This window comes from Bradyrhizobium sp. USDA 372, assembly GCF_053629095.1.
In genome coordinates, this window is sequence record NZ_JBRJHR010000001.1 from 6,219,901 (window position 1) to 6,240,427 (window position 20,527).

The 20,527-nt window shown below is 63.6% G+C and carries 15 protein-coding genes; 10 read left to right on the forward strand and 5 right to left on the reverse strand.

Going from position 1 to position 20,527, the window contains the following annotated elements:
* Positions 1 to 238: 238 nt before the first annotated feature.
* The 4 genes from AB7M16_RS29030 (at position 239) to AB7M16_RS29045 (ending at position 9,360) form a co-directional block, all read left to right on the forward strand.
* A complete protein-coding gene (locus tag AB7M16_RS29030; protein WP_453945864.1) occupies positions 239 to 3,568 on the forward strand; it encodes an adenylate/guanylate cyclase domain-containing protein in 3,330 nt (1,109 codons plus the stop codon).
* Positions 3,569 to 3,807: 239 nt separating this feature from the next.
* Entirely contained in the window at positions 3,808 to 5,088 is a 1,281-nt protein-coding gene (locus AB7M16_RS29035) for an HlyD family efflux transporter periplasmic adaptor subunit (RefSeq protein WP_453945866.1), read from the forward strand.
* Positions 5,089 to 5,100: 12 nt separating this feature from the next.
* The gene (locus AB7M16_RS29040; RefSeq protein ID WP_453945868.1) at positions 5,101 to 7,284 is read left to right on the forward strand and encodes a glycosyltransferase; all 2,184 of its coding nucleotides are present in this window, start codon (positions 5,101 to 5,103) and stop codon (positions 7,282 to 7,284) included.
* Positions 7,285 to 7,455: 171 nt separating this feature from the next.
* Complete coding sequence (locus AB7M16_RS29045; RefSeq protein ID WP_453945870.1) at positions 7,456 to 9,360, forward strand: diguanylate cyclase domain-containing protein; 1,905 nt, start codon at positions 7,456 to 7,458, stop codon at positions 9,358 to 9,360.
* Between the two features lie 31 nt (positions 9,361 to 9,391).
* Here AB7M16_RS29045 and AB7M16_RS29050 read toward each other — a convergent pair whose 3' ends face one another.
* Entirely contained in the window at positions 9,392 to 10,615 is a 1,224-nt protein-coding gene (locus AB7M16_RS29050) for a polyhydroxyalkanoate depolymerase (protein WP_172786833.1), read from the reverse strand.
* A 154-nt stretch (positions 10,616 to 10,769) separates the two neighbouring features.
* Here AB7M16_RS29050 and AB7M16_RS29055 point away from each other — a divergent pair, with 154 nt between their 5' ends.
* A complete protein-coding gene (locus AB7M16_RS29055) occupies positions 10,770 to 11,426 on the forward strand; it encodes a glutathione S-transferase family protein (RefSeq protein WP_212254542.1) in 657 nt (218 codons plus the stop codon).
* A 281-nt stretch (positions 11,427 to 11,707) separates the two neighbouring features.
* On the opposite strand, the gene AB7M16_RS29060 is transcribed toward AB7M16_RS29055, so the two are convergent.
* The gene (locus AB7M16_RS29060) at positions 11,708 to 11,932 is read right to left on the reverse strand and encodes a hypothetical protein (RefSeq protein ID WP_172786831.1); all 225 of its coding nucleotides are present in this window, start codon (positions 11,930 to 11,932) and stop codon (positions 11,708 to 11,710) included.
* 183 nt (positions 11,933 to 12,115) lie between these two features.
* Here AB7M16_RS29060 and AB7M16_RS29065 point away from each other — a divergent pair, with 183 nt between their 5' ends.
* Positions 12,116 to 12,472 (forward strand): hypothetical protein, encoded by a 357-nt coding sequence (locus AB7M16_RS29065; protein ID WP_271499799.1) that lies wholly within the window; start codon positions 12,116 to 12,118, stop codon positions 12,470 to 12,472.
* Positions 12,473 to 12,479: 7 nt separating this feature from the next.
* On the opposite strand, the gene AB7M16_RS29070 is transcribed toward AB7M16_RS29065, so the two are convergent.
* Positions 12,480 to 13,583 carry a mandelate racemase/muconate lactonizing enzyme family protein gene (locus AB7M16_RS29070; protein WP_453945873.1) on the reverse strand — a complete coding sequence of 368 codons (1,104 nt, stop codon included), beginning with the start codon at positions 13,581 to 13,583 and terminating at the stop codon, positions 12,480 to 12,482.
* Positions 13,584 to 13,755: 172 nt separating this feature from the next.
* Here AB7M16_RS29070 and AB7M16_RS29075 point away from each other — a divergent pair, with 172 nt between their 5' ends.
* The 4 genes from AB7M16_RS29075 (at position 13,756) to AB7M16_RS29090 (ending at position 18,047) form a co-directional block, all read left to right on the forward strand.
* The gene (locus AB7M16_RS29075) at positions 13,756 to 14,589 is read left to right on the forward strand and encodes an AraC family transcriptional regulator (protein WP_212254544.1); all 834 of its coding nucleotides are present in this window, start codon (positions 13,756 to 13,758) and stop codon (positions 14,587 to 14,589) included.
* Between the two features lie 136 nt (positions 14,590 to 14,725).
* Positions 14,726 to 15,652, forward strand: coding sequence for an SMP-30/gluconolactonase/LRE family protein (locus tag AB7M16_RS29080; protein ID WP_439401127.1), 927 nt, complete (start codon positions 14,726 to 14,728; stop codon positions 15,650 to 15,652).
* 138 nt (positions 15,653 to 15,790) lie between these two features.
* Complete coding sequence (locus AB7M16_RS29085; RefSeq protein WP_453945875.1) at positions 15,791 to 16,384, forward strand: GNAT family N-acetyltransferase; 594 nt, start codon at positions 15,791 to 15,793, stop codon at positions 16,382 to 16,384.
* 16 nt (positions 16,385 to 16,400) lie between these two features.
* Positions 16,401 to 18,047: a GMC family oxidoreductase gene (locus tag AB7M16_RS29090; protein WP_453945877.1), complete on the forward strand. Its 1,647-nt coding sequence runs from the start codon at positions 16,401 to 16,403 to the stop codon at positions 18,045 to 18,047.
* A 1,042-nt stretch (positions 18,048 to 19,089) separates the two neighbouring features.
* Here AB7M16_RS29090 and AB7M16_RS29095 read toward each other — a convergent pair.
* Positions 19,090 to 19,932, reverse strand: a complete 843-nt coding sequence (locus AB7M16_RS29095; protein ID WP_172786789.1) for an AAA family ATPase — start codon at positions 19,930 to 19,932, stop codon at positions 19,090 to 19,092.
* Positions 19,933 to 20,037: 105 nt separating this feature from the next.
* Complete coding sequence (locus tag AB7M16_RS29100; protein WP_453945879.1) at positions 20,038 to 20,283, reverse strand: GlsB/YeaQ/YmgE family stress response membrane protein; 246 nt, start codon at positions 20,281 to 20,283, stop codon at positions 20,038 to 20,040.
* Between the last annotated feature and the right edge of the window lie 244 nt (positions 20,284 to 20,527).

Sequence of the window (20,527 nt, forward strand, 5' to 3'; positions counted from 1 at the left end):
CGAAACGACCGCGACGATTCTTCGCAACCTCTGCCGTCCAATGCTGCGTGCCGACGATGTTTGGTAGCAAGCCTGTTGGCATCGAGCAGCGTCACCGCTTGAACGCAATATCGGTATTGAGAAACCTAGGTTATCGCGCAACAAACAAAACGTGCCATCATGGTGGTGTTGGTATATTGTCCCCGCGCGCCGTGGTCCAAAATTCTGCTAACCGCCAACCACACGATCGGTGGAGCCAATGCAGATTGCGGAGTGGCTCGATAAGCTGGGGCTTGCGCAATACGCGCAGCGCTTTGCCCAAAATGGGATCGACATAGGCGTCCTTCCCGAACTGATGGACGAGGACTTCGAGAAGCTCGGAGTCCTGCTCGGCCATCGCCGCAAAATGCTCCGTGCTATCGCTGACCTCGATCCGGCCGCGTTGATCGCATCTCCCGCTCCTCCCCAGGACGCCGAGCGGCGTCACCTCACCGTCATGTTTTGCGATCTGGTCGGCTCGACTGCGCTCTCGGCGCGTCTCGATCCCGAGGACATGTGGGAGGTGATCCGCGCCTATCGCGCTGCCTGCGCGAGCGTGGTTGGTGCTTATGATGGCAGGATAGCCAGATTCGTCGGTGATGGAATACTCGTCTATTTCGGCTATCCGCGCGCCCACGAAGACGATGCCGAGCGCGCGGTGCGCGCCGGCCTCGACATGATCGCCGCGATACGCCAGCTCAAGACAGGGACTGACGAACGAGCCGAACTGCGGATCGCAATTGCGACCGGACTTGTGGTGGTCGGCGACCTCATCAGCGGAGATGCGTCGGAGGAGCACGCAACCATCGGCGACACGCCAAACCTCGCCGCCCGGCTCCAGAGCCTGGCGGAGCCTGGGGTCGTCGTCGTTGCTTCATCGACGCGCCGGCTGCTTGGCGATCTCTTCTCCCTGCGCAATCTCGGCCGCCGGGAGGTCAAGGGAATGGCAGACCCCATCGCAGTCTGGGCGGTGGAAGGAGCAACCGCATCCGAGAGTCGCTTCGAGGCAGTCCGTGCCGCGCGCTCGATCGGCTTTGTCGGTCGCAAGAACGAGATCGAGTTCATCCTCTCGCGCCAGCGGGAGGCATGGCTGGGCCGGGGCCAGATCGTGTTGATTTCCGGCGAAGCGGGCATTGGCAAGTCGCGCATTGTGGCAACGCTGTCGGAAAGCCCCTCGTTGGGGACGCACCGTCGCGTGCGATATCAGTGTTCGCCTTACCACACCAACAGTGCGCTTCATCCCTTTGTTGCGCAGCTCGAGCGCGCCGCCGGAATTCGCTCGCACGACACGCCGGGTCAAAAGCTCGACAAGCTCGAGGCAATGCTGGCGATAGGAACCCAGCAGGTCGCCCGGGCAACACCGCTGATTGCGGCGCTGCTTTCGATTCCGACCGGCGACCATTGCCCGACCCTCGGCTTGAGCCCGGCGCAGCAGCGGCGGCAGACATTTGCCGCCCTTCTGGATCAGCTTGAGGGACTGGCGCGAGACCAGCCGCTGCTGATCATCTGCGAGGATATGCATTGGGCCGATGCGACGACACTTGAGCTGTTCGATCTTGCGGTCGATCGGATCAGAGGACTGCCGATCCTCGTGCTCCTGACGTCCCGGCCGGAGTTCGAGCCCTCCTGGTCGGGCCTTGCCAACGTCAGTCTGTTGCGGCTCGACCGGCTCGATCGGCAGGACACGCGCGCGCTCGTCGAGCAGATTGTCGTCGGTCGCCAGCTACCACGCGAGATGATGGAGCAGATCATCGACAAGACCGATGGCATTCCGTTATTCGTCGAGGAATTGACCAAGATGGTGCTGGAGTCCGGGCTGCTCGTCGAGGATGCCGGGCGCTACCGCCTGAACTGTCCGCTGCCGCCGCTTGCTATCCCTGCGACGCTGCAGGATTCGCTGATGGCGCGGCTCGACCGGCTCGCTCCGGTCAAGGAGGTGGCCCAGATAGGCGCCGCCATTGGCCGCGACTTCTCGTACGCGCTGTTGAAAACCGTGGCGGGACGCGACGATCTGACGCTGGGCGCGGCGCTGGGACAACTCGAAGAGGCCGAACTGCTGCTGCGTCGTGGGACGCCGCCCGAAGCAAATTACAGTTTCAAGCACGCTCTTGTTCAGGAAGCGGCCTACGAGAGTCTGCTTAGGAGCAAACGGCAGGTGCTTCACACACGGATTGGCGATGTCCTGCGCGAGAAGTTTCCAGTCGTCGCCGAGACCGAGCCGGAAGTCCTGGCGCACCACTTCACCGAGGCGGGGCTGAGCGAGATCGCACTCGAGTGGTGGCGCAAGGCGGGTCAGCAGGCGTTGAAACGCTCGGCCTATTCCGAGGCGATCGCGCATCTCGGCAAGGCCATCGCGATCGCCGATCAATTGCCTGACGAACCCCGCCGGATGATGAGCAGGCTGCATCTTCAAATCGCATATGGCCGTGCCTTGCGGGGCAGCCTCGGCCACAGCGCTCCGGAAACGGTCGCGGCATGGACGCGCGCGCGACAATTCGCGGCTGGTATCGATGATCCCGTTGAACTTGCGCCGGTCCATTCCGGCCTCTTCAATGCCTGCCTGACGCATGGCGAACTTGCTCCGATGCGGGAGCTGGCAGATGCCATCAGAAACGCCGCTGAGCGACGGCCGGACTCGCCGGTGGCCGCCGTCGTGGCGCATTGGACCGGCGGCGTGACGTGCTGGTTCGCCGGCGAGTATTCGACTGCGCGTACGCATCTTGAGCGGGCGCTGGCGATCTATCGGGCCGAACCGGATCCCGCGACCTTCAGGGCTTCGGCGCTGGATCTTCCGTTCGTCATCATGCGATTTCTCGCCCTGGTGCTCTGGCCGCTCGGCGACATCGCTCGTGCGCGCAGGCTCGCCGCGGAAGCGGTGGGTACTCCGGGAGAAAAACGGGCGCTGTCCCAGGCCAATGCGCTGGTTCATCGCGCCGTGTTCGACGGAGTATGCGGGGGCATGTTGCAGCAGACAGAGACGATCCTGGCGCTCGGTCTCGCGCGCGACCACACGATGCCGCTGTACGTGGCCGCCGGCACCTACCTCAATGGCCTTGCCAAGTGGCGTGCCGGCGACCGAATGGCCGGACTGGCGGACATGCGTCACGGCTGGACCTTCCTGCACGAGAACGATTGCTACCTCTGCGAACCGTTCTGGGGGATGCATGTCGCCCTGGCGATTGCAGATGTCGGCGAAGTCGAGACCGGGCTGGAAATCCTGGACGAATTGATCGCCGGGACGGGACAATCCGGCCAGCATTGGCTTGATGCCGAACTGCACCGTGTCCGCGGTAAACTCTTGTCGCGCGAAAACCCTTCGGACGAATCCAGTGCCGAAGACGCTCTCAGGCGAGCGCTGGACATCGCACGACATCAGCAGACCAGGACTTTCGAGCTGCGCAGCGCCCTTGAACTTGCACACCTGTACAAGACAAATGGCCGAGCGGGTGCGCTATCCGAAGTGCTCGCTCCCGTGCTCGCTCAATTCGAGGCGGAGCATGCTCTTCCCGAATTCGCGGAAGCGAAAGAGCTGCTTGGGAATGGGCGTTAGCCGCCGCCATTCGATTGGTACAAGCGCCGCGCCGACTTGAAGCCAGAATAGGTCGGCTTCTTGTTATCGATCCCGAGCCGTAGTTCTCCGGTTTTGACACGTCTTAACCTGTTGTGGTGAAAGCTAGATATGCTTCTCTTGGTTGCGAGGAGGAGTCTGCTGCTGCGGCGGCCATGCGGCGATTGGCTTGCCTTCGCAGGGGCAGGCGGAGCGACCAAAGCCCATTTGGAGATCCAGTCGTGGTTCGCTTGCATGTCGAACGTTTCATTCGCAGCCGGATCGCTCGGCGGTCCCTGGCACTCGGGATCATCGCTCTCAGCGGATGGGCCCTGTTGCCGTATGTGACTTACCGAATCGCCCCCTCCGCCTATGTCAATGCCGAGCTCATGCGGGTGACTGCGCCGATGGCGGGTCAGCTCTCGTCAGATCTTCCACGCAAGGGTGAATATTTCGAGCACACCCGGATGGTGCCGCTGGTCGAGGCGCGTTCGCCGGATCGCCGCCACCTCATGGACCTTGATCAGCAGCTGGCCATGTCCACCAAACGCGCCGAGCTCGCACGCCGGCAACTCGAGGAGATCGCCGAGCTCGATCGCAAGCTCCGCGAGCGAAGCGAGGACTATCGTTCGGGGATGTTAGCGCGCCTGAGCCACGAGATAAGTGAAACGGAAGTTGAAAAAGGCGGCTGTCTCGCTGAGGCGCGGCAGCGCAACGATGTCGCGGGCCGGATGGAGAGGCTCGTGAAGCTCGGCATCAGTTCGCAGATCCGCTCCGGTGAGGCCCAGGCCTCGCAGGAGGCAACCGCAACGCGGTGCCAGATGGCCGGTGAACGCCTGCAGCGTCTCAAGACGGAATTGGGGGCGGCCGAGAAGGGCATTTATCTTCGTGGCGATGCCAACGACGTGCCCTATTCTCAGCAGCAGCGCGAGCGGCTTGTCCTCCGCCGCCAGGAGCTCGAGACCGACCTGTTGCAGAATAGCTCACGTGCCGCGCAGTTGGCCGCGGAAATTGCAGAGGAACGCACTCGACTTGATCGTCTCGATCACTACGATCTGTCCTTGCCCGCAGCCCACGTGGTCTGGTCGGTCGCGGCCAGCCCGGGCTCGATGGTCACGGAAGGGCAGTCGGTGTTCGATTTCGCAGATTGCAAACGCCGGTTTATCGTCGTTGAACTACCCGAGCGCGATTTCGAGAAGATCAAGGCCGGAGATGCGGCTACCGTCCGCCTGATTGGGGGTCGCGAATGGAAGAGCGGCCAGATCCGGCAGGTCCGCGGATCGGCCGCGTACGGCGATGATCGGCTGCTTGCGGCTCGGGTGCCGCGGCCTGATCCGGGCAACATTACCATTGAGATATCGCTTCCGCCCAATGAGACGTCGGCCGACCGCAACGGCTCCTGCGATATCGGACGGTTGGCTGAGGTGCGCTTCGAGCGCAGAACCGACGGCCTGCTACGATTGGTCGGCTCGAAGTTGAAATGGCTGACCGCTCGCCTGGAGCTCGACCAATCGCCCCTGTGAGCGAGATGTTCCATGCAAGCCATGACACTGCCTCTCTCTCAGCTGTTCGCGCCGATGCTGGGCATCTTTGCTGCGATGTATCTGTTGGCGCCGACCTTCCCAGTCGCGCGCCCTTGGGCGCGTCTTGCGGTCTTTGTCGTGGTTTGGCTTGTGGTGGCCCGCTATCTCGAATGGCGTATTTTCACCACCGTGCTGCCGGCAAGCGGGACCTGGTATCAGGTCGGCTGGATCTGGTTCTGTCTGTTCGTCGAGCTTCTGACTTTCACAGATCAGTTCATTCTTTATCTGACGTTCCTTCGCAGGACCGATCGCCGAAGCGAAGCAGATCAGCACGAGCGTCGGCTTCGCAGCCTGCCGGATGATGAGCTGCCCTCGGTCGACGTCTTTATTCCGACCTATGACGAGCCATTCGAGGTGCTGGAAAAGACGATCACCGGCGCGCTGTGCCTGGACTATCCGAACCTCCAGGTCTGGGTCTTGGATGATGGTCGCAGGCCTTGGCTCAGGGCGCTCTGCACGCAAAAGGGCGCCGGCTATCTCACGCGCGCCGACAATTTGAATGCCAAGGCCGGCAATATCAATCATGCCCTGACCAAGACGAGTGGCGAGTTCTTCGCGATCTTTGATGCGGACTTCGTGCCGCAGCGCAATTTCCTGATGCGCACGATGGGCTTCTTCGCTGATCCAAAGGTCGGAATCGTTCAGATCCCGCACGCCTTCTACAATGAGGACCCGATGCAGGCGAATCTCGGCCTGCACAGGGGACTGCCGGATGAACAACGGTTCTTCTTCGATTCCATCATGCCCGCGCGCGACGGCTGGGATGGTGCCTTTTGTTGCGGTTCCAACTCCGTCACGCGTCGCGCAGCACTCCGCGCGGTAGGCGATGCCTTGCCGACCCAGTCCATTACGGAAGACATCCTGCTGACGCTCGTCCTGCTGCGCAAGGGATACGTCACCCGCTATCTCTGCGAACCGCTGGCGATTGGGCTGGCGCCGGAAAGCCTTGATGCCTTTTTCGTGCAGCGGCAACGCTGGGCGCGTGGCGCGATCCAGACGCTGTACCTCGCCGCCGGCCCGCTCGGCCCCGGACTGGGCTTGATGCATCGGCTCCTCTTCTTTCCGACGCATTGGCTCTCATTGGGCTTGCGGGCGCTCATGGTCGTGGTGGTTCCGATCGTGTTCATGTGGACCGGCTTGGCGCCTGTCGTCGATGTCACCCCCGAATCGGTGTTCTACTACTTGTTCCCCGCGATCCTGGCGCTCAACGGCGGCATCTCCTGGTTCGCGCCGCACGTGCATTTTCCGCTCGCCGCTCAGGTGTCGGCGACGATCCAGAGCTTCAAGATACTGCCCACGGTGCTGGGGACTCTCGTCAAGCCGGCGGGACATGCGTTCAAGGTGACGCCGAAGGGCGCTGCCGCGCGGCGCGCAACTTACGCTGCGGAGATATTCTGGCCGTCGGCGGTCCTGATGGCGTTGACGGTTGTCGGTGTGGTTCTGAACACGATTCCGGAATGGCGCATCATCGATCATCCGGCGGCTCTACCGATGGTCGCCTTCTGGTCGGTCGTGAACATCGTCGTGCTTTTCTTCGTCTGCATGACCTCGCTGCAGGCGCGGATGGGACGTACCGAGGAGCGTTTCGACATCGACGAAACTATCTTGATCCAGACCGGGACCGGCGAGCAGCTTTCTGGACGCGTGAGCAACATCTCCCTCTCTGGCGCCGGCGTTCTGCTTGGCTCCGGCATTGACTGTCCTCGCGCCGGAGAACCGCTGCGCGTGCACATCATGCAGGTGGGATGGGTCGATGCGGTGATTGCGCAACAAAGGGGCCGGCTCATCGGGGTGCAGTTCAAATTGCCGCAGTCGCTTGAACGAGACCTGCTGATCCGCAAGCTCTTTACCGTCGCCCGTCTGAAGCGGAACGGTGTCATCGCGTGCTCGGTGAATAGGGCGATGCTTAAGAACATCTGGTCGATGGCCGCACCGTTGCCCCACATTGTTGCAGGCGGCGCGAAGCCCGCGTCGGTCTCGCCGACCGAGCGTCTGCCGGCAGAGAGCATGGTCATTCGGCCTCAACCCCGGACAGACGATTTTGCACATCTTGCCGGAGCTCGAAGCCTGCATCCGACGAGTTTCACTGAACCTGGCTTTGGCCGGGTGGCCGGCACAGTGCTCGAGGCGAGTTGATTGCTGCGTTGTCCTTCTCGTCGGACCAGTCCATGGGCTATCGATCGACGGTCAAGCCGCTCATCGATGCCGTCAGTCTCCTTCCGGTGCTCCGCCAAAAATCACAATCGGAACGAGCAACCATCCTTCAGCCCAAGGCGTTTACGGGGTTGAGGGTGCAGGGAGCATCTCTTGATCGATCACCGCAGCGATCCTCGGAAAGGGCGTCTGACGCTCTGGGCCTCCGCATTCGTGGCGGTCGCTTGCTTGGCGATTGTCGCGCTCAGCGGCTGGCGGGAGTGGTCCTCGCGACAGACGCTGCTGAAGGGCTCCGAAACAGACATGGCCAATCTGGCCCGGTCGGTGACGCAACACGCGGACGATACGTTCGAGCTCGCGGACACCGTTCTCAATGTGTTGGTCGGCCAACTCGAACTCGAGGGAACCAGCCCGGCGGCGATCGCCAAGATTCAGACCTTTCTTTCCCGGCGCAAAGCCGCGAACCGGATTCGCGCTGTGTTCGTCTATGACGAGACCGGCCGCTGGCTCGCAACCAGCGAGCCCGTGGATTTCGCCGGCCTCAACAACAGCGACCGCGAGTATTTCCAGCATCATCGCGCCGTGGCTGAGCGAGGAACCTTCATTGGGGGTCCAGTGAGGAGCAGGTCGGGGGGGCAATGGATCATCACAGCGTCAAGGCGCTTCGATCATCCTGACGGCAGTTTTGCCGGAGTGGCTCTTACCACGATCGATGTCGACTATTTTTTACAGTTCTATCGCGGATTCGACGTCGGCCAGAACGGCTCAATTGCATTGGCGACCGCGAAAGGCGTTGTCCTCGCGCGTAGCCCGGACAACGGATATACGGGCCGCGATCTGTCGAATGCACCGCTTTTTAGGAATTTCCGCGAGCGGCCAACTGCGGACGTCTACTACTTCACGTCGCCTCTCGACGGCGTTCGGCGTCTGAGCTTTTATCAACTAAGCAATCGCTACCCCGTTGTCGTGGTTGCGACGGAATCGGAAGACGACGTCTTGGCCCCCTGGCGCAGAGCGGCGCTGACGCGCGTGGCTGCGGTGCTGGGACTGATAGGAGGGCTCGCTGTTGCGGGGGTTTTGCTGGTGCGCCAGTTGCACATGCGGCAGAAGATGGCCGCTGCTCTGATCGCCAAGGAGGCGGATTTTCGTCTCCTCGCGGAGCAGTCGGGAGACATGGTCATGCGCATAGCGGTCGATGGACGGATTCTCTATACGTCGCCGTCCAGCGCGCGAGTTCTCGGCTGGGCTCCGAACGAATTGGTGGATACGTCGGCCCTCGCCGGCATAAATCCGGCGGATCTGGCGCGGGTTGAGGAGACGATCTCCGCGTTGATGAACGGTGAAGCCGAGGAGGCAAGAATCACTTATCGCACTCGGCATCGCGAGAAAGGCGAGGTCTGGATCGAAACCGCGCTGCGCGTCGCCAGGAGTGCGCAGAGTGGAGACATCAACGGCGTGGTGGCGATCTCGCGCGACATGACCGAACGTAAGGACCTGGAAGATAAGCTGGCGGCTCTCGCCAGTTCGGATGGCCTGACGGCCTTGGCAAACCGCAGACACTTCGACGAGCGGCTAGAGGCGGAATGGGACCGGGCCAGGCGCGAAGGAAGGCCTCTGTCACTTTTGCTGATGGACGTCGATCATTTCAAGAGTTTCAATGATCAGTACGGGCATCAGGCGGGCGACGCATGTCTCCGCTCGGTCGCCGGGGTCCTGGCGGAGCAGGCCAGGCGGCCGGCAGACTTGGCCGCTCGGTATGGTGGTGAGGAATTCGCCTTGCTGCTACCAAATACCGACACGGGAGGGTGCGAGCAGGTCGGCGAGCGAATCCGGCAAGCGATTCAAGACCTCGGCATCCTGCACGCGCTCAACCCGCCATCCAAGCAGGTCACCCTCAGTATTGGTGGCGCCACACATATGTCGTTCGGCGACAAGGCTGATTGCACGTCGTTGATAGCGGCTGCGGATAAGGCGCTCTACGCCGCCAAGGAGAGCGGGCGCAACCGCCTTGTGATGTCAGGGCAAGTCATCGCGTGGCCCGGCGCGATACGAGCTTGAAGAGCAGCTCTAGTGCGCCGCGGCGCGACCCTCACGAATTGACGTGCACGAAATCGCGCAGCAGCGGATAGATCTCGTTGTTCCAGCGCTTGCCGGAGAACACGCCGTAATGGCCGACGCCGGCCTGCATGTGGTGGACGCGGCGATAGGCGCGCACGCCGGTGCAGAGGTCCTGGGCGGCCAGCGTCTGCCCGATCGAGCAGATGTCGTCCTTCTCGCCTTCGACCGTCATCAGGCCCATGCGGCTGACGGCTTTGGTGTTCACGGGACGGCCGCGATGCATCAGCTTGCCTTGCGGCAGGAGATGCTCCTGGAACACGTCGCGCACGGTCTCGATGTAGAACTCGGCCGGCAGGTCCATCACGGCGAAATATTCGTCGTAGAACGTCTTGATCGTCGCGGCCTTCTCCTTCTCGCCCTTGGCAATGTGGTTGGCGAGATCCATGTGCTGCTTGATATGGCGCTCGAGATTCATCGAGACGAAGGCGGTGAGCTGCACGAAGCCGGGATAGACCTTGCGCAAGGCGCCGCGGCATTGCACCGGCACGTAGTTGATCAGATTGCGCTCGAACCATTCGATCGGCTTGCTCTTGGCGAACTCGTTGACCCTGGTCGGCTGGATCCTTGTGTCGATCGGGCCGGCCATCAGCGTCAGCGTCGCCGGGCGCGAGGGATGGTTGTCCTCGCACATGATCGCGGCGGCCGCGAGCGCGGAGACGGACGGCTGGCAGATCGCCACCATGTGCGGGCGCGGCCCGAGCTGTCCGAGGAAGTCGATCAGGTGCTCGGTATAGTCGTCGAGCCCGAAGCGGCCCTCGCTGCGCGGGATGTCGCGCGGATTGTGCCAGTCGGTGATGTAGACGTCGTGGTCCTGCAGCAGCGTCTTCACCGTGCCGCGCAGCAGCGTCGCGAAGTGTCCGGACATCGGCGCCACCAGCAGCATGCGCGGCTGCTCGCCGACGCCTTCTTTCCTGAAATGCAGCAGCGAGCCGAACGGGGTCGCGTAGGCGATCTCCTCTCTGACCGCGACCTCGCGGTTGCCCACCATGACGCTGTCGATGCCGTAGGCGGGACGGTCATAGGTGAGGGTGGAGCGCGAGATCAGCTCCAGCGCGGCCGACACCCGGCCGACCACCTGGTCCGATAGGCCCTGAGGCACCAGATGGAGGAATTTGAGCGCGGACGAAGCCCCCGCGCGCCAAGGCGCGGTCAGGTCCATGTGGTTCTGAAAAGCCTGATAGTACATCGACATCATACTGAATCGCCCACCCCGTCCCGTGCTGCTATGCAATAAGGACGCCAGACGGCGATCGGGCCTCGCGTAAAACTGGCACGTCGCTTGCTGTTCATGCCGTGGAAGCAGAGGCCACGGGCAGGCCGGGCCGATGTCGGGACCAGGGAAGGGTCATATGGCGAAGGCGACACTGACCATCAGCAGCAAGAATTACTCGTCCTGGTCGCTGCGTGGCTGGCTGCTGACGAAATTCTCCGGGCTCGATTTCGAGGAGATCGTCACCGCACCGGACGATCCGTCGGCGCGGGCCGAGATCCTGCTGCTGTCGTCCTCGATCCTGGTGCCGTGCCTGCGGCACGAGGGCGCCGTGGTCTGGGACACGCTGGCCATTGCCGAATATCTCAACGAGGTGATGCCGGACGCCGGCCTGTTGCCGGCCGACCGCATCCAGCGCGCCCATTGCCGCTCGATCTCAGGCGAAATCCATTCCGGTTTCACCACGCTGCGCGCCTCGCTGCCGGTCAACCTGAAGGGACACTTTCCCGGCTTCAAGATCTGGTCGCGGGCGCAGGCCGACATCGACCGGGTGTGGTTCATCTGGCGCGACTGCCTGGAGAAATCGGGCGGCCCCTTCCTGTTCGGCGACAAGCGCACCATGGCGGACGCGATGTACGCCCCTGTCGTGACGCGCTTCGTGACCTATGACGTGAAGCTCGCGCCGCCGCTGAAGGCCTATGCCGACACCATCATGGCAATGCCCGAGATGCAGGAATGGATCGCGGCGGCCAAGGAGGAGCCGGCCGAGATCGAGGAGCTCGAGGTCGAATATTAGGCAGGTGTCGCACGGCCCTGCCTGTTTCGGCGGCGAGGCACCGTCCGCTGCGACCGCAGCGCTATGTCTTTGCAACAATTAACCTTTGGTGCCGGTGAGAGGCGTCTGCGATCCTGCCGGCTGCGCAGATATTGTGCGCGCCTGTCGGACCCGCCGCGAGATCTAGCCGTGAACAGATGCGTACAGGGCGCTTCGGCTGATTCGGACGTGATTCGTTCGGGCCGCGTTCCGAAGGTTAAAGCGGAGCGCGGCTCCGTCGCATTTTGAAACAGAGAACGCCTTCAGGCGGCCCCGCGCTGCTTCACGCGCGGCAGGCGCCAGCCGATCACGGTTGCTTCCACCGCAATCCCGGCCTCCTGGTTTTGCCAGCGTCCCTCGACATAGCGGCAGGCGAACGGCAGTTGATACGTCCCGCTGTGATCCTCGCACAGCACTTCGAGTGGCAGGCCCGGCGGTGGTTCTCCGGCGCCGTCGAATTCCGCCAAACGTCTATCGCGCGTTGCCATTCTAATATTCTCCCCTAAACAAAGCCGCGGACAGAACGCCCACTTCTTCCGCGCGCGGATCATCGTTCCCGTCCCAGGGAACGGACACAAGCTCAACGCGAGAATGCGGTGCCAGTGTGGTAGCCTCACGCGGCTGCGCACAAACAGCGCACATTGATGTGATCGACTGACCGAGGAACTTTCATGCTGCTTCGAAACGCCGGCATTTGTTTCGCGATATTGCTGCTCGCAGCGCTGGCGCCTCTGCCGGTGCTCGCGCAGGACGTGCCCGGCATCGAGATCTGCACGGTCGAGAAGACCATGGAACGCCGCACCAGCTGCCTGCAGAGCAATGTCGACTTCCTGCAGAAGACGATCACCAAGCTCACCCTCGACCATCAGCAGAAGCTGGATGCCGCGGGTCGCCAGATCGATGCGTTGAAGACAGCCGTCGCCGGCCTGCAGAAGACGCTTCTCGATCTCCAGGCCGCGCAGGCAAAGACCGCCGAGGATCTGAAGAAGAAACAGGACGCGCCGCCGGCCAAGGACGCCGCGAAATAAGCGCGGTTCACAGCACGCGATAGCGCTCGATCACGCCGCGATCCGGCTCATAGCCGAGCCCGGGTCCCGCCGGCACCGCGACATGGCCGGTCGCATCGACATCGGCGCGGCCGCCCCAGAGGCAGGCTTCGCGTTTCAGATAGAACATCTCGACCAGCCCGTCGTCGCGCGTCGCGAGCAGATGCAGCGTCGCCAGCAGGCCCGGGCCAAAGTAAGGCGAGTGCGGCACGATCTTGATGCCGGACCGATCGGCCAGCGCCGCGACCTTCAGGAATTCCGTGATGCCGCCGACCTTGGTCACCGAGGGCTGGGCGTCGCTGACCGCGCCTGCCTCCATCATCTGGCGGAATTGATATTCGGTGCAGGCATTCTCGCCGGCGGCAATTCCGAGCCCGCTCTTGCTGCGCACCTCGGCTAGCGTGGCAAAGTCTTCCGGCGGCCAGACCGGCTCTTCCAGAAACATCGGCTGTGCGTCGCGGCATGTCGTCGCGAAGGCGATCGCCTGCTCGCCCGTCAGCGGGCAGTTCATGTCGACCATCAGCGGAATGTTGGGGCCGATCGCCGCGCGCGCGGCGAGCACCGCAGGGGTCGTGGTCTCGTGCAGCTTGATCGCGCCATAGCCGAGCGCGAGCGCCTTCCTGCATTCGGCGGCGATGTTGTCGGGCGAGCCGATCCGGAGCAGGCTCGCGTAAGCCGGAATCGCCGTGCGCCTCATCTCGCCCAGCAGGCGATGCAGCGGCACGCCGGCGACCTTCGCGGCCAGGTCCCACAACGCGATATCGAGCCCGGAGATCGCGAACATGGTGATGCCGTAGCGGCCGAACAGATGCAGGTTGCGCTGGATCTGCTCCATGAATGCGGGAATGCCGGCCGCATCGGCCACCTTCAGCCCGCGGGCCTGCGGGGCGATCATCTCCTCGACCGCGCTGTGCGTGGTGCGGGGACAGACATAGGCGAAGGCATCGCCCCAGCCGGTCAGTCCGGCATCGGTCGTGACTTCGACGAGGACCATGTCGAGGGCCGTGATGGCGGAAGCGCCCTGACGGAAGCTCGCGACACCGGAATCATAGGGGATGCGGATATGGTGCGCCCGCACATCGGTGATTTCCATGACCCGGTTCCCCTTTCTTGTGAGCGGTTTCGACGAGTTTAGCCACGAACACCGGGGCGTTGCCAGTGGCCGTTGGCCGGCTATCCTCGTGCGAAGGACAGCAATGCCGATCAAGCAGGGCGATGGTAACAGGCGCATCATCGCCGCGCTTCGAACGAGGGCCTGAACCGCCATGAATCCAGCCCAGCGCGCGCTCTGGTACATCGAGAGCCATCTGGCCGAGCCGCTGACGCTCGACGAGATCGCTGCGATCTCGGGCGTGTCGCGGTTCCACATCGTGCGTGCGTTTGCCGCAGCCGTCGGTCTGCCGGTGATGCGCTACGTGCGCGCGCGGCGGCTGACGGAGGCGGCGCGCTGCCTGGCAAAGGGCGCACCCGACATCCTGTCACTGGCGCTGGAGGCGGATTACGGCTCGCACGAAGCTTTCACCCGCGCGTTCCGCGACCAGTTCGGCACCACGCCCGAAGCGGTGAGGGCGGCAGCGTGCGTCAACCAGCTCAGGCTACAGGAGCCGATCCTCATGGATTCCACCATGCTCGACCATCTTGTCCCACCGCGCTTCGAGACGGCAAAGGCCTTCCTCGTCGCCGGTCCCGCCGAGCGCATCGCCTGCGACAACGGCGCCATGATCCCCGGTTTATGGCAGCGCTTCAATCGGGAGGTCGGCGACATTCCCGCGCGCATCGGTCAAGTCGCCTATGGCGTCTGCTGCAACGGCGATGATGCCGGCAATTTCGATTACATCGCCGGCGTCGAGGTCGCCGATTTCTCCGACCTGCCGCGCCGCTTCGGTCGCATTCGCATTCCGGAGCAGCGCTATGCGGTGTTCACGCACAAGGACCACGTCGCATCGATCCGGCGCACCGTCAACACGATCTGGAATCAATGGCTGCCAACGTCTGGCCTGACAGCCGCGGACGCGCCGAACTTCGAGCGCTATGACGAGAAATTCGATCCCGCCACCGGCAACGGTGGCTTCGAAATCTGGATACCGGTCAAAGAATAACACGCAACGCTGGCATACCGTCCCGATTGCTTGGCAAGCCCCAGTGACTTTGCCATAACCGCAGGCAAATCTTGCCTGCGGGGGCCCGTGCCGGACATCCCGTGCAAGCCATAACAAGCAGCCGGGAGGGTCTCCAATGTCCAACGTCCGCGTTCTCGCCACCGACCTCGAATTTCCCGAAGGGCCGGTCGTGATGCCGGACGGTTCGGTGGTGCTGGTGGAGATCCGCGGCCAGCGCCTGACGCGCATTTATCCCGACGGTCGCAAGGACATCGTGGCGAAAATTCCCGGCGGTCCGAATGGCGCCGCGCTCGGGCCCGACGGCAAGATCTACATCTGCAACAATGGCGGCTTCTCCTGGATTCCGGCCGGCAAGATGATCATGCCGGGCCCGCAGCCGGACGATTATCTCGGCGGCGCGATCCAGCGCGTCGACCTGCAGTCCGGCAAGGTCGAGACCGTCGTGAGCAAATGCGGCGCGCACGATCTGCGCGGGCCGAACGACCTCGTCTTCGACAAGCACGGCGGCCTCTGGTTCTCCGATCTCGGCAAGCGCCGCGCGCGCGACATGGACGTCGGCGGCATGTATTACCTCAAGCCCGGCATGAGCGAGATCGTCGAAATCGTGCACGGCATATTGCCGGCCAACGGCATCGGCCTGTCGCCGGACGAGAGCACGGTCTACATCGCGGAGACGCCGACCGGGCGGCTCTGGGCCTATGAGCTCTCGGCGCCGGGCACGCTCAAGCCGCGCGATCCGATCTATCGCGGCGAGCGCGGCCAGCCGATCTGCGGCCTCGGCGGCTACCAGATGTTCGACTCGCTCGCGGTGGAAGCGAACGGTAATGTCTGCGTCGCCACGCTCGTCTCCGGCTGCATCTCGGTGGTCGCGCCCGACGGCACCCTGGTGGAACAGGTCCCGACCGGCGACCGCGTCACCACCAACATCGCCTTCGGCGGCCCCGAGCTCAAAACCGCCTACATCACGCTGTCGGGCAGGGGCGAGCTGATCGCGATGGACTGGCCGCGCGGCGGATTGCCGTTGAATTTTTTGAACAAGTGAGCCAAGCCGTCATTGCGAGGAACCCGCGACAAAGTTGCGAAGCAATTTTGCGCTGGCGACGAAGCAATCCAGACTGCCTCCGCGGTAAGACTCTGGATTGCTTCGCTTCGCTCGCAATGACAACGGAGAGAGACTTCAATGCCCTGGCCAGATCCCATCACCCTGCGCGGACAGCACGCCCGTCTCGAGCCGCTGTCGCATGATCATCGCGAAGGGCTGGTCGAGGCGGTCAAGGACGGCGAGCTGTCGAAGCTGTGGTACACCGCGATCCCGCTGCCGGAGAACATGGGCAAGGAGATCGACCGTCGCCTCGGCCTGCAGGCTGCCGGCTCGATGCTGCCCTTCACCGTGTTCGACGCCGGCGGCACCATCGTCGGCATGACCACCTACATGAACATCGATGCCACGAACCGCCGCGTCGAGATCGGCTCGACCTGGTATGGCAAGAGCGCGCAGCGCGGCCCGCTCAACACGCAGTGCAAGCTGCTGCTGCTGCGCCACGCCTTCAAGACGCTGAACTGCATCGCGGTCGAGTTCCGCACGCACTTCTTCAACCACCAGAGCCGCCGCGCCATCGAGCGCCTGGGCGCCAAGCAGGACGGCATCCTGCGCAGCCATCAGATCGCGCCGAACGGCACGTTGCGCGATACTGTCGTCTATAGCATCACCGCCGCCGAATGGCCGACGGTGCAGGCGCACCTGGAATTTCAACTCAACGACAAGCCGCGCTAGGGGCGGCCGAGGGACCATGGATAGATTTGATTATGTGATCGTCGGCGCGGGCTCCGCCGGTTGCGTGCTCACCAGCCGGCTCAGCGAAGATCCTGACGTCAGCGTCTGCGTGCTCGAGGCGGGCCCTTCCGACTGGCATCCCTACATCCATCTGCCGGCGGGCTTCATCAAGACCTTCCACATGAAGAGCATCAACTGGGCCTACCAGCAGGAGCCCGGTCCGTGGACCGGCGGGCGCAGCATCTACGCGCCGCGCGGCAAGACGCTCGGCGGCTCGTCCTCGATCAACGGCCACATCTACAATCGCGGCCAGCGCATGGATTTCGACACTTGGGCGCAGATGGGCAATCGCGGCTGGGGCTATGCCGACGTGCTGCCCTACTTCCGGCGCTTGGAGAAGCGGGTCGGCGAGGGCGAAGACACCTATCGCGGCCGCGACGGCAACCTCATCGTCACCACCATGAACTGGCGCGATCCGCTCTGCGAGGCCTTCATGGAAGGCGCGGTCTCGCTCGGCATTCCCCGCAACCCCGATTACAACGGCAAGACCCAGGAAGGCGTCTCCTACTGCCAGCGCACCATCAACAACGGCCTGCGCGTCTCCGGCGCGACCGCGTTCCTCAAGCCGGCGATGAAGCGGCCCAACGTGCATGTGCATACCCATGCACACGCGACCGAGATCATTTTTGAAGGCAAGCGCGCGGTCGGCGTGCGCTACATGAAGGGCGGGCGCGGCGGGCAGCCGGTCGAAGTGCGCGCCAACAAGGAAGTGATCCTGTCCGGCGGCACCTATAATTCGCCGCAACTGCTTCAGCTCTCCGGCATCGGCTCGCCGGATCTCTTGCAGCAGCACGGCATCGCCGTGCGTCACGCGCTGCCCGTCGGCGAGGGCCTGCAGGATCATTACGCCCCGCGCACGGTGGCGCGCGTCAAGGACATCAAGACCATCAACGAGCTCCGCCGCGGCTGGCGTCTTTGGGTCGAGGCGATGAAATGGGCGACCGCGCGCCGCGGCCTGCTGTCGCTGTCGCCGACCATGGTCTATTGCTTCTGGCATTCCGGCGAGAGCGCCGAGAGCTCCGACCTGCAGCTCACCTTCACGCCGGCAAGCTACAAGGAAGGCGTGCAGGGCCAGCTCGAGGACGAGCCCGGCATGACCGTGGCGTCCTGGCAGCAGCGGCCCGAGAGCCGCGGCTATGTCCGCATCCGCTCCAGCGATCCGTTCGCGCCGCCGATCATCCAGACCAATTATCTCGACGCCGAGCTCGACCGCCGCGTCATCGTCGGCGGCATGAAGCTGGCGCGCCGCCTCTTGAAGAGTGCGCCGCTGTCGCCCTATTACGCCTACGAGGATTTCCCCGGCCCCAACGTCAACACCGACGACGAGTTTTTGCACGCCGCCACCGAGCGCGGCACCACCACCTTCCACCCCGGCTGCACCTGCCGCATGGGTCCGGCGGATTCCACCTGGGCGGTGGTCGACGACCACCTCCGCGTCCACGGCCTCGAAGGCCTCCGCGTCATCGACGCCTCCGTCATGCCCCGCATGATCTCGGCCAACCTCAACGCCTCCACGATGATGATCGCGGATCGTGCCTCGGATCTGATCCGCGGCAAGCAGCCGATGGAAGCCGCAAGGATTCCGGACGCAGCGGTGGCGTGAGCAGCCGATCTGCGTAGGGTGGGTTAGCGAGCGGCTGCGCGAAGCGCAGTCGCTGGCGTAACCCACCGCTTCTTTCGATGTGGAAGCAGAGGTGGGTTACGCTGACGCTAACCCACCCTACGGCTCGGCTGTGTCGCTGCCGCGTCAACCCCTCCGCGCAAAAATATTCCACTTTACCGAAATTCGGAATTGCGGCATAGATCGAAACAGCCCGGCCCGACGAAGAGGGGCGGTTCGCGAGTCGTTCGAAACGCGGGCCGGGTTGCGATGGACGCGGCAGCGTCGACACGAAGGTGCGGGCAGGGCGGGTAGTCCCTGTGAGTCCGCGGCCACGTGCAGACGAACGGCGCCGAAGTCCGGCGAAGCCTCTTGGCGAAGCTGGATGAGCTGCGTACGGCAAAACCGTGTGGTCCTGGCCGTCGTTGCTACGGTCAAGCCTTCCGCGAAGGTGCGCGCGAGCCCAACCGGGCAGACGGCATCGTCAATTCGCGGGGCGAGGGAGGCCAGAAGGAATTCGGCTCCCAGGAGAGCGCGGCATAAGCCGTCCGACCATCGCGCAGGGAAGGCCGAGTGATCGGCGACACCTGTATGCTGCTGTGCGGTTTCTCTGCGTGTGCCTTTCGCGCAGCGGACCGCGGGTGCCCGTCGGCACCCGGTCTTCCCTGCGCCCTCTTTCTTTCGGGGCGATGCAATGAAGCAAAGCTCGGGCGAGATGAGCCGCGAGGCTGCGAAGGTGTGTCTGTGGCTACGCACGCGCTGTCATCGCCCGCGAAGGCGGGCGATCCAGTACTCCGAGAAGGTGCGCTAGAACCGAGAAGCCGCGGCGTACTGGATTCCCCGCCTTCGCGGGGAATGACAGTGGCATTTGGAGAATGACGCCGTTGCCCCTTGCCCGCACTCGTGCCCCGGACGCAGCGCAGATATCGTAGGGTGGGCAAAGCGAAGCGTGCCCACGATCTTCGTCCATCGCGGAGGACTGGTGGGCACGGCGCTTTGCGCCTTTGCCCACCCTACGGCACCATGCGACGCGTTACGGCGTGCCTTACACTTCCCGTCGGCTCAAGAACGCCAGCCGCTCGAACAGATGCACGTCCTGCTCGTTCTTCAGCAGCGCGCCGTGCAGCGGCGGGATCAGTTTTCGCGGGTCGCGCTCGCGCAGCTGCTCGGCGCTCATGTCCTCGTTGAGCAGCAGCTTGAGCCAGTCGAGCAGCTCCGAGGTCGACGGCTTCTTCTTCAGGCCAGGCACCTCGCGCACCTCGAAGAAGATGCGCAACGCTTCCTCGACCAGGCGCTTCTTGATGCCGGGGAAGTGGACGTCGACGATGCGGCCCATCGTGTCGGCGTCGGGGAACTTGATGTAGTGGAAGAAGCAGCGGCGCAGGAACGCATCCGGCAGCTCCTTCTCGTTGTTGGACGTGATCATCATGATCGGGCGCTGCTTGGCCTTGATCGTCTCGCCGGTCTCGTAGACATGGAATTCCATGCGGTCGAGCTCGAGCAGCAGATCGTTGGGGAATTCGATGTCGGCCTTGTCGATCTCGTCGATCAGGAGCACCGGGCGCTGCTCGCTGGTGAAGGCGTCCCACAGCTTGCCGCGCTTGATGTAGTTGCGGATGTCGGACACGCGCTCATCGCCGAGCTGGCTGTCGCGCAGGCGCGACACCGCGTCGTATTCGTAGAGGCCCTGCTGCGCCTTGGTGGTGGACTTGATGTGCCAGGTGAGAAGCGGCGCGTTCAGCGCCTTCGCCACTTCCTCCGCCAGCACGGTCTTGCCGGTGCCGGGCTCGCCCTTCACCAGGAGCGGGCGCTCCAGCACGATCGAAGCGTTGACGGCGACCTTGAGGTCATCGGTCGCAACATAGTCCTTGGTGCCGGTAAATTTCATCGCGCGTCCTTGTTGGTCGTCGTCCCGGGAATTGCCAATTGCATCGCCCCGGTCGCGACATGGGAACGGCCGCGCAGGGCGGCCGTTCCTGGTTCGGTCAGGCTTTCAGACCCGTCTTATCAGCGAAAGGATGATGAGCACAATCACTGCGCCGATCGTGGCGTCGACGATGGCGCCGATCGTGCCCGTTGCCAGCTGGATGTGCAGCTGTGGCAGCACCCAGCTCGCCACCAGCGCGCCGATGATGCCGACGACGATGTTGCCGACGAGGCCAAATCCCGCCCCGTGGACAATCTTGCCGGCCAGCCAGCCGGCGATGGCGCCGATGATGAGCGCCGCGACAATTCCCATTGCAAACGTCCCCCAAACAACCCCTTGAGGCCGGCAATTCTAGAGCAAAAAGCCTGCCGGTCCACGTTGAATCACCGCGGTCGTGATCTTGCTTCACCTCTCCCCAGCGGGGAGAGGTCGATTTGCTCCCGGCGATGCGGAGCATCGTCCGGTGCAAATCGGGTGAGGGGGCGCCGGTCCCACGAGGAAGCGAAGCCCCTCACCCGGCACTGCGTGCCGACCTCTCCCGATGGGAGAGGTGAAG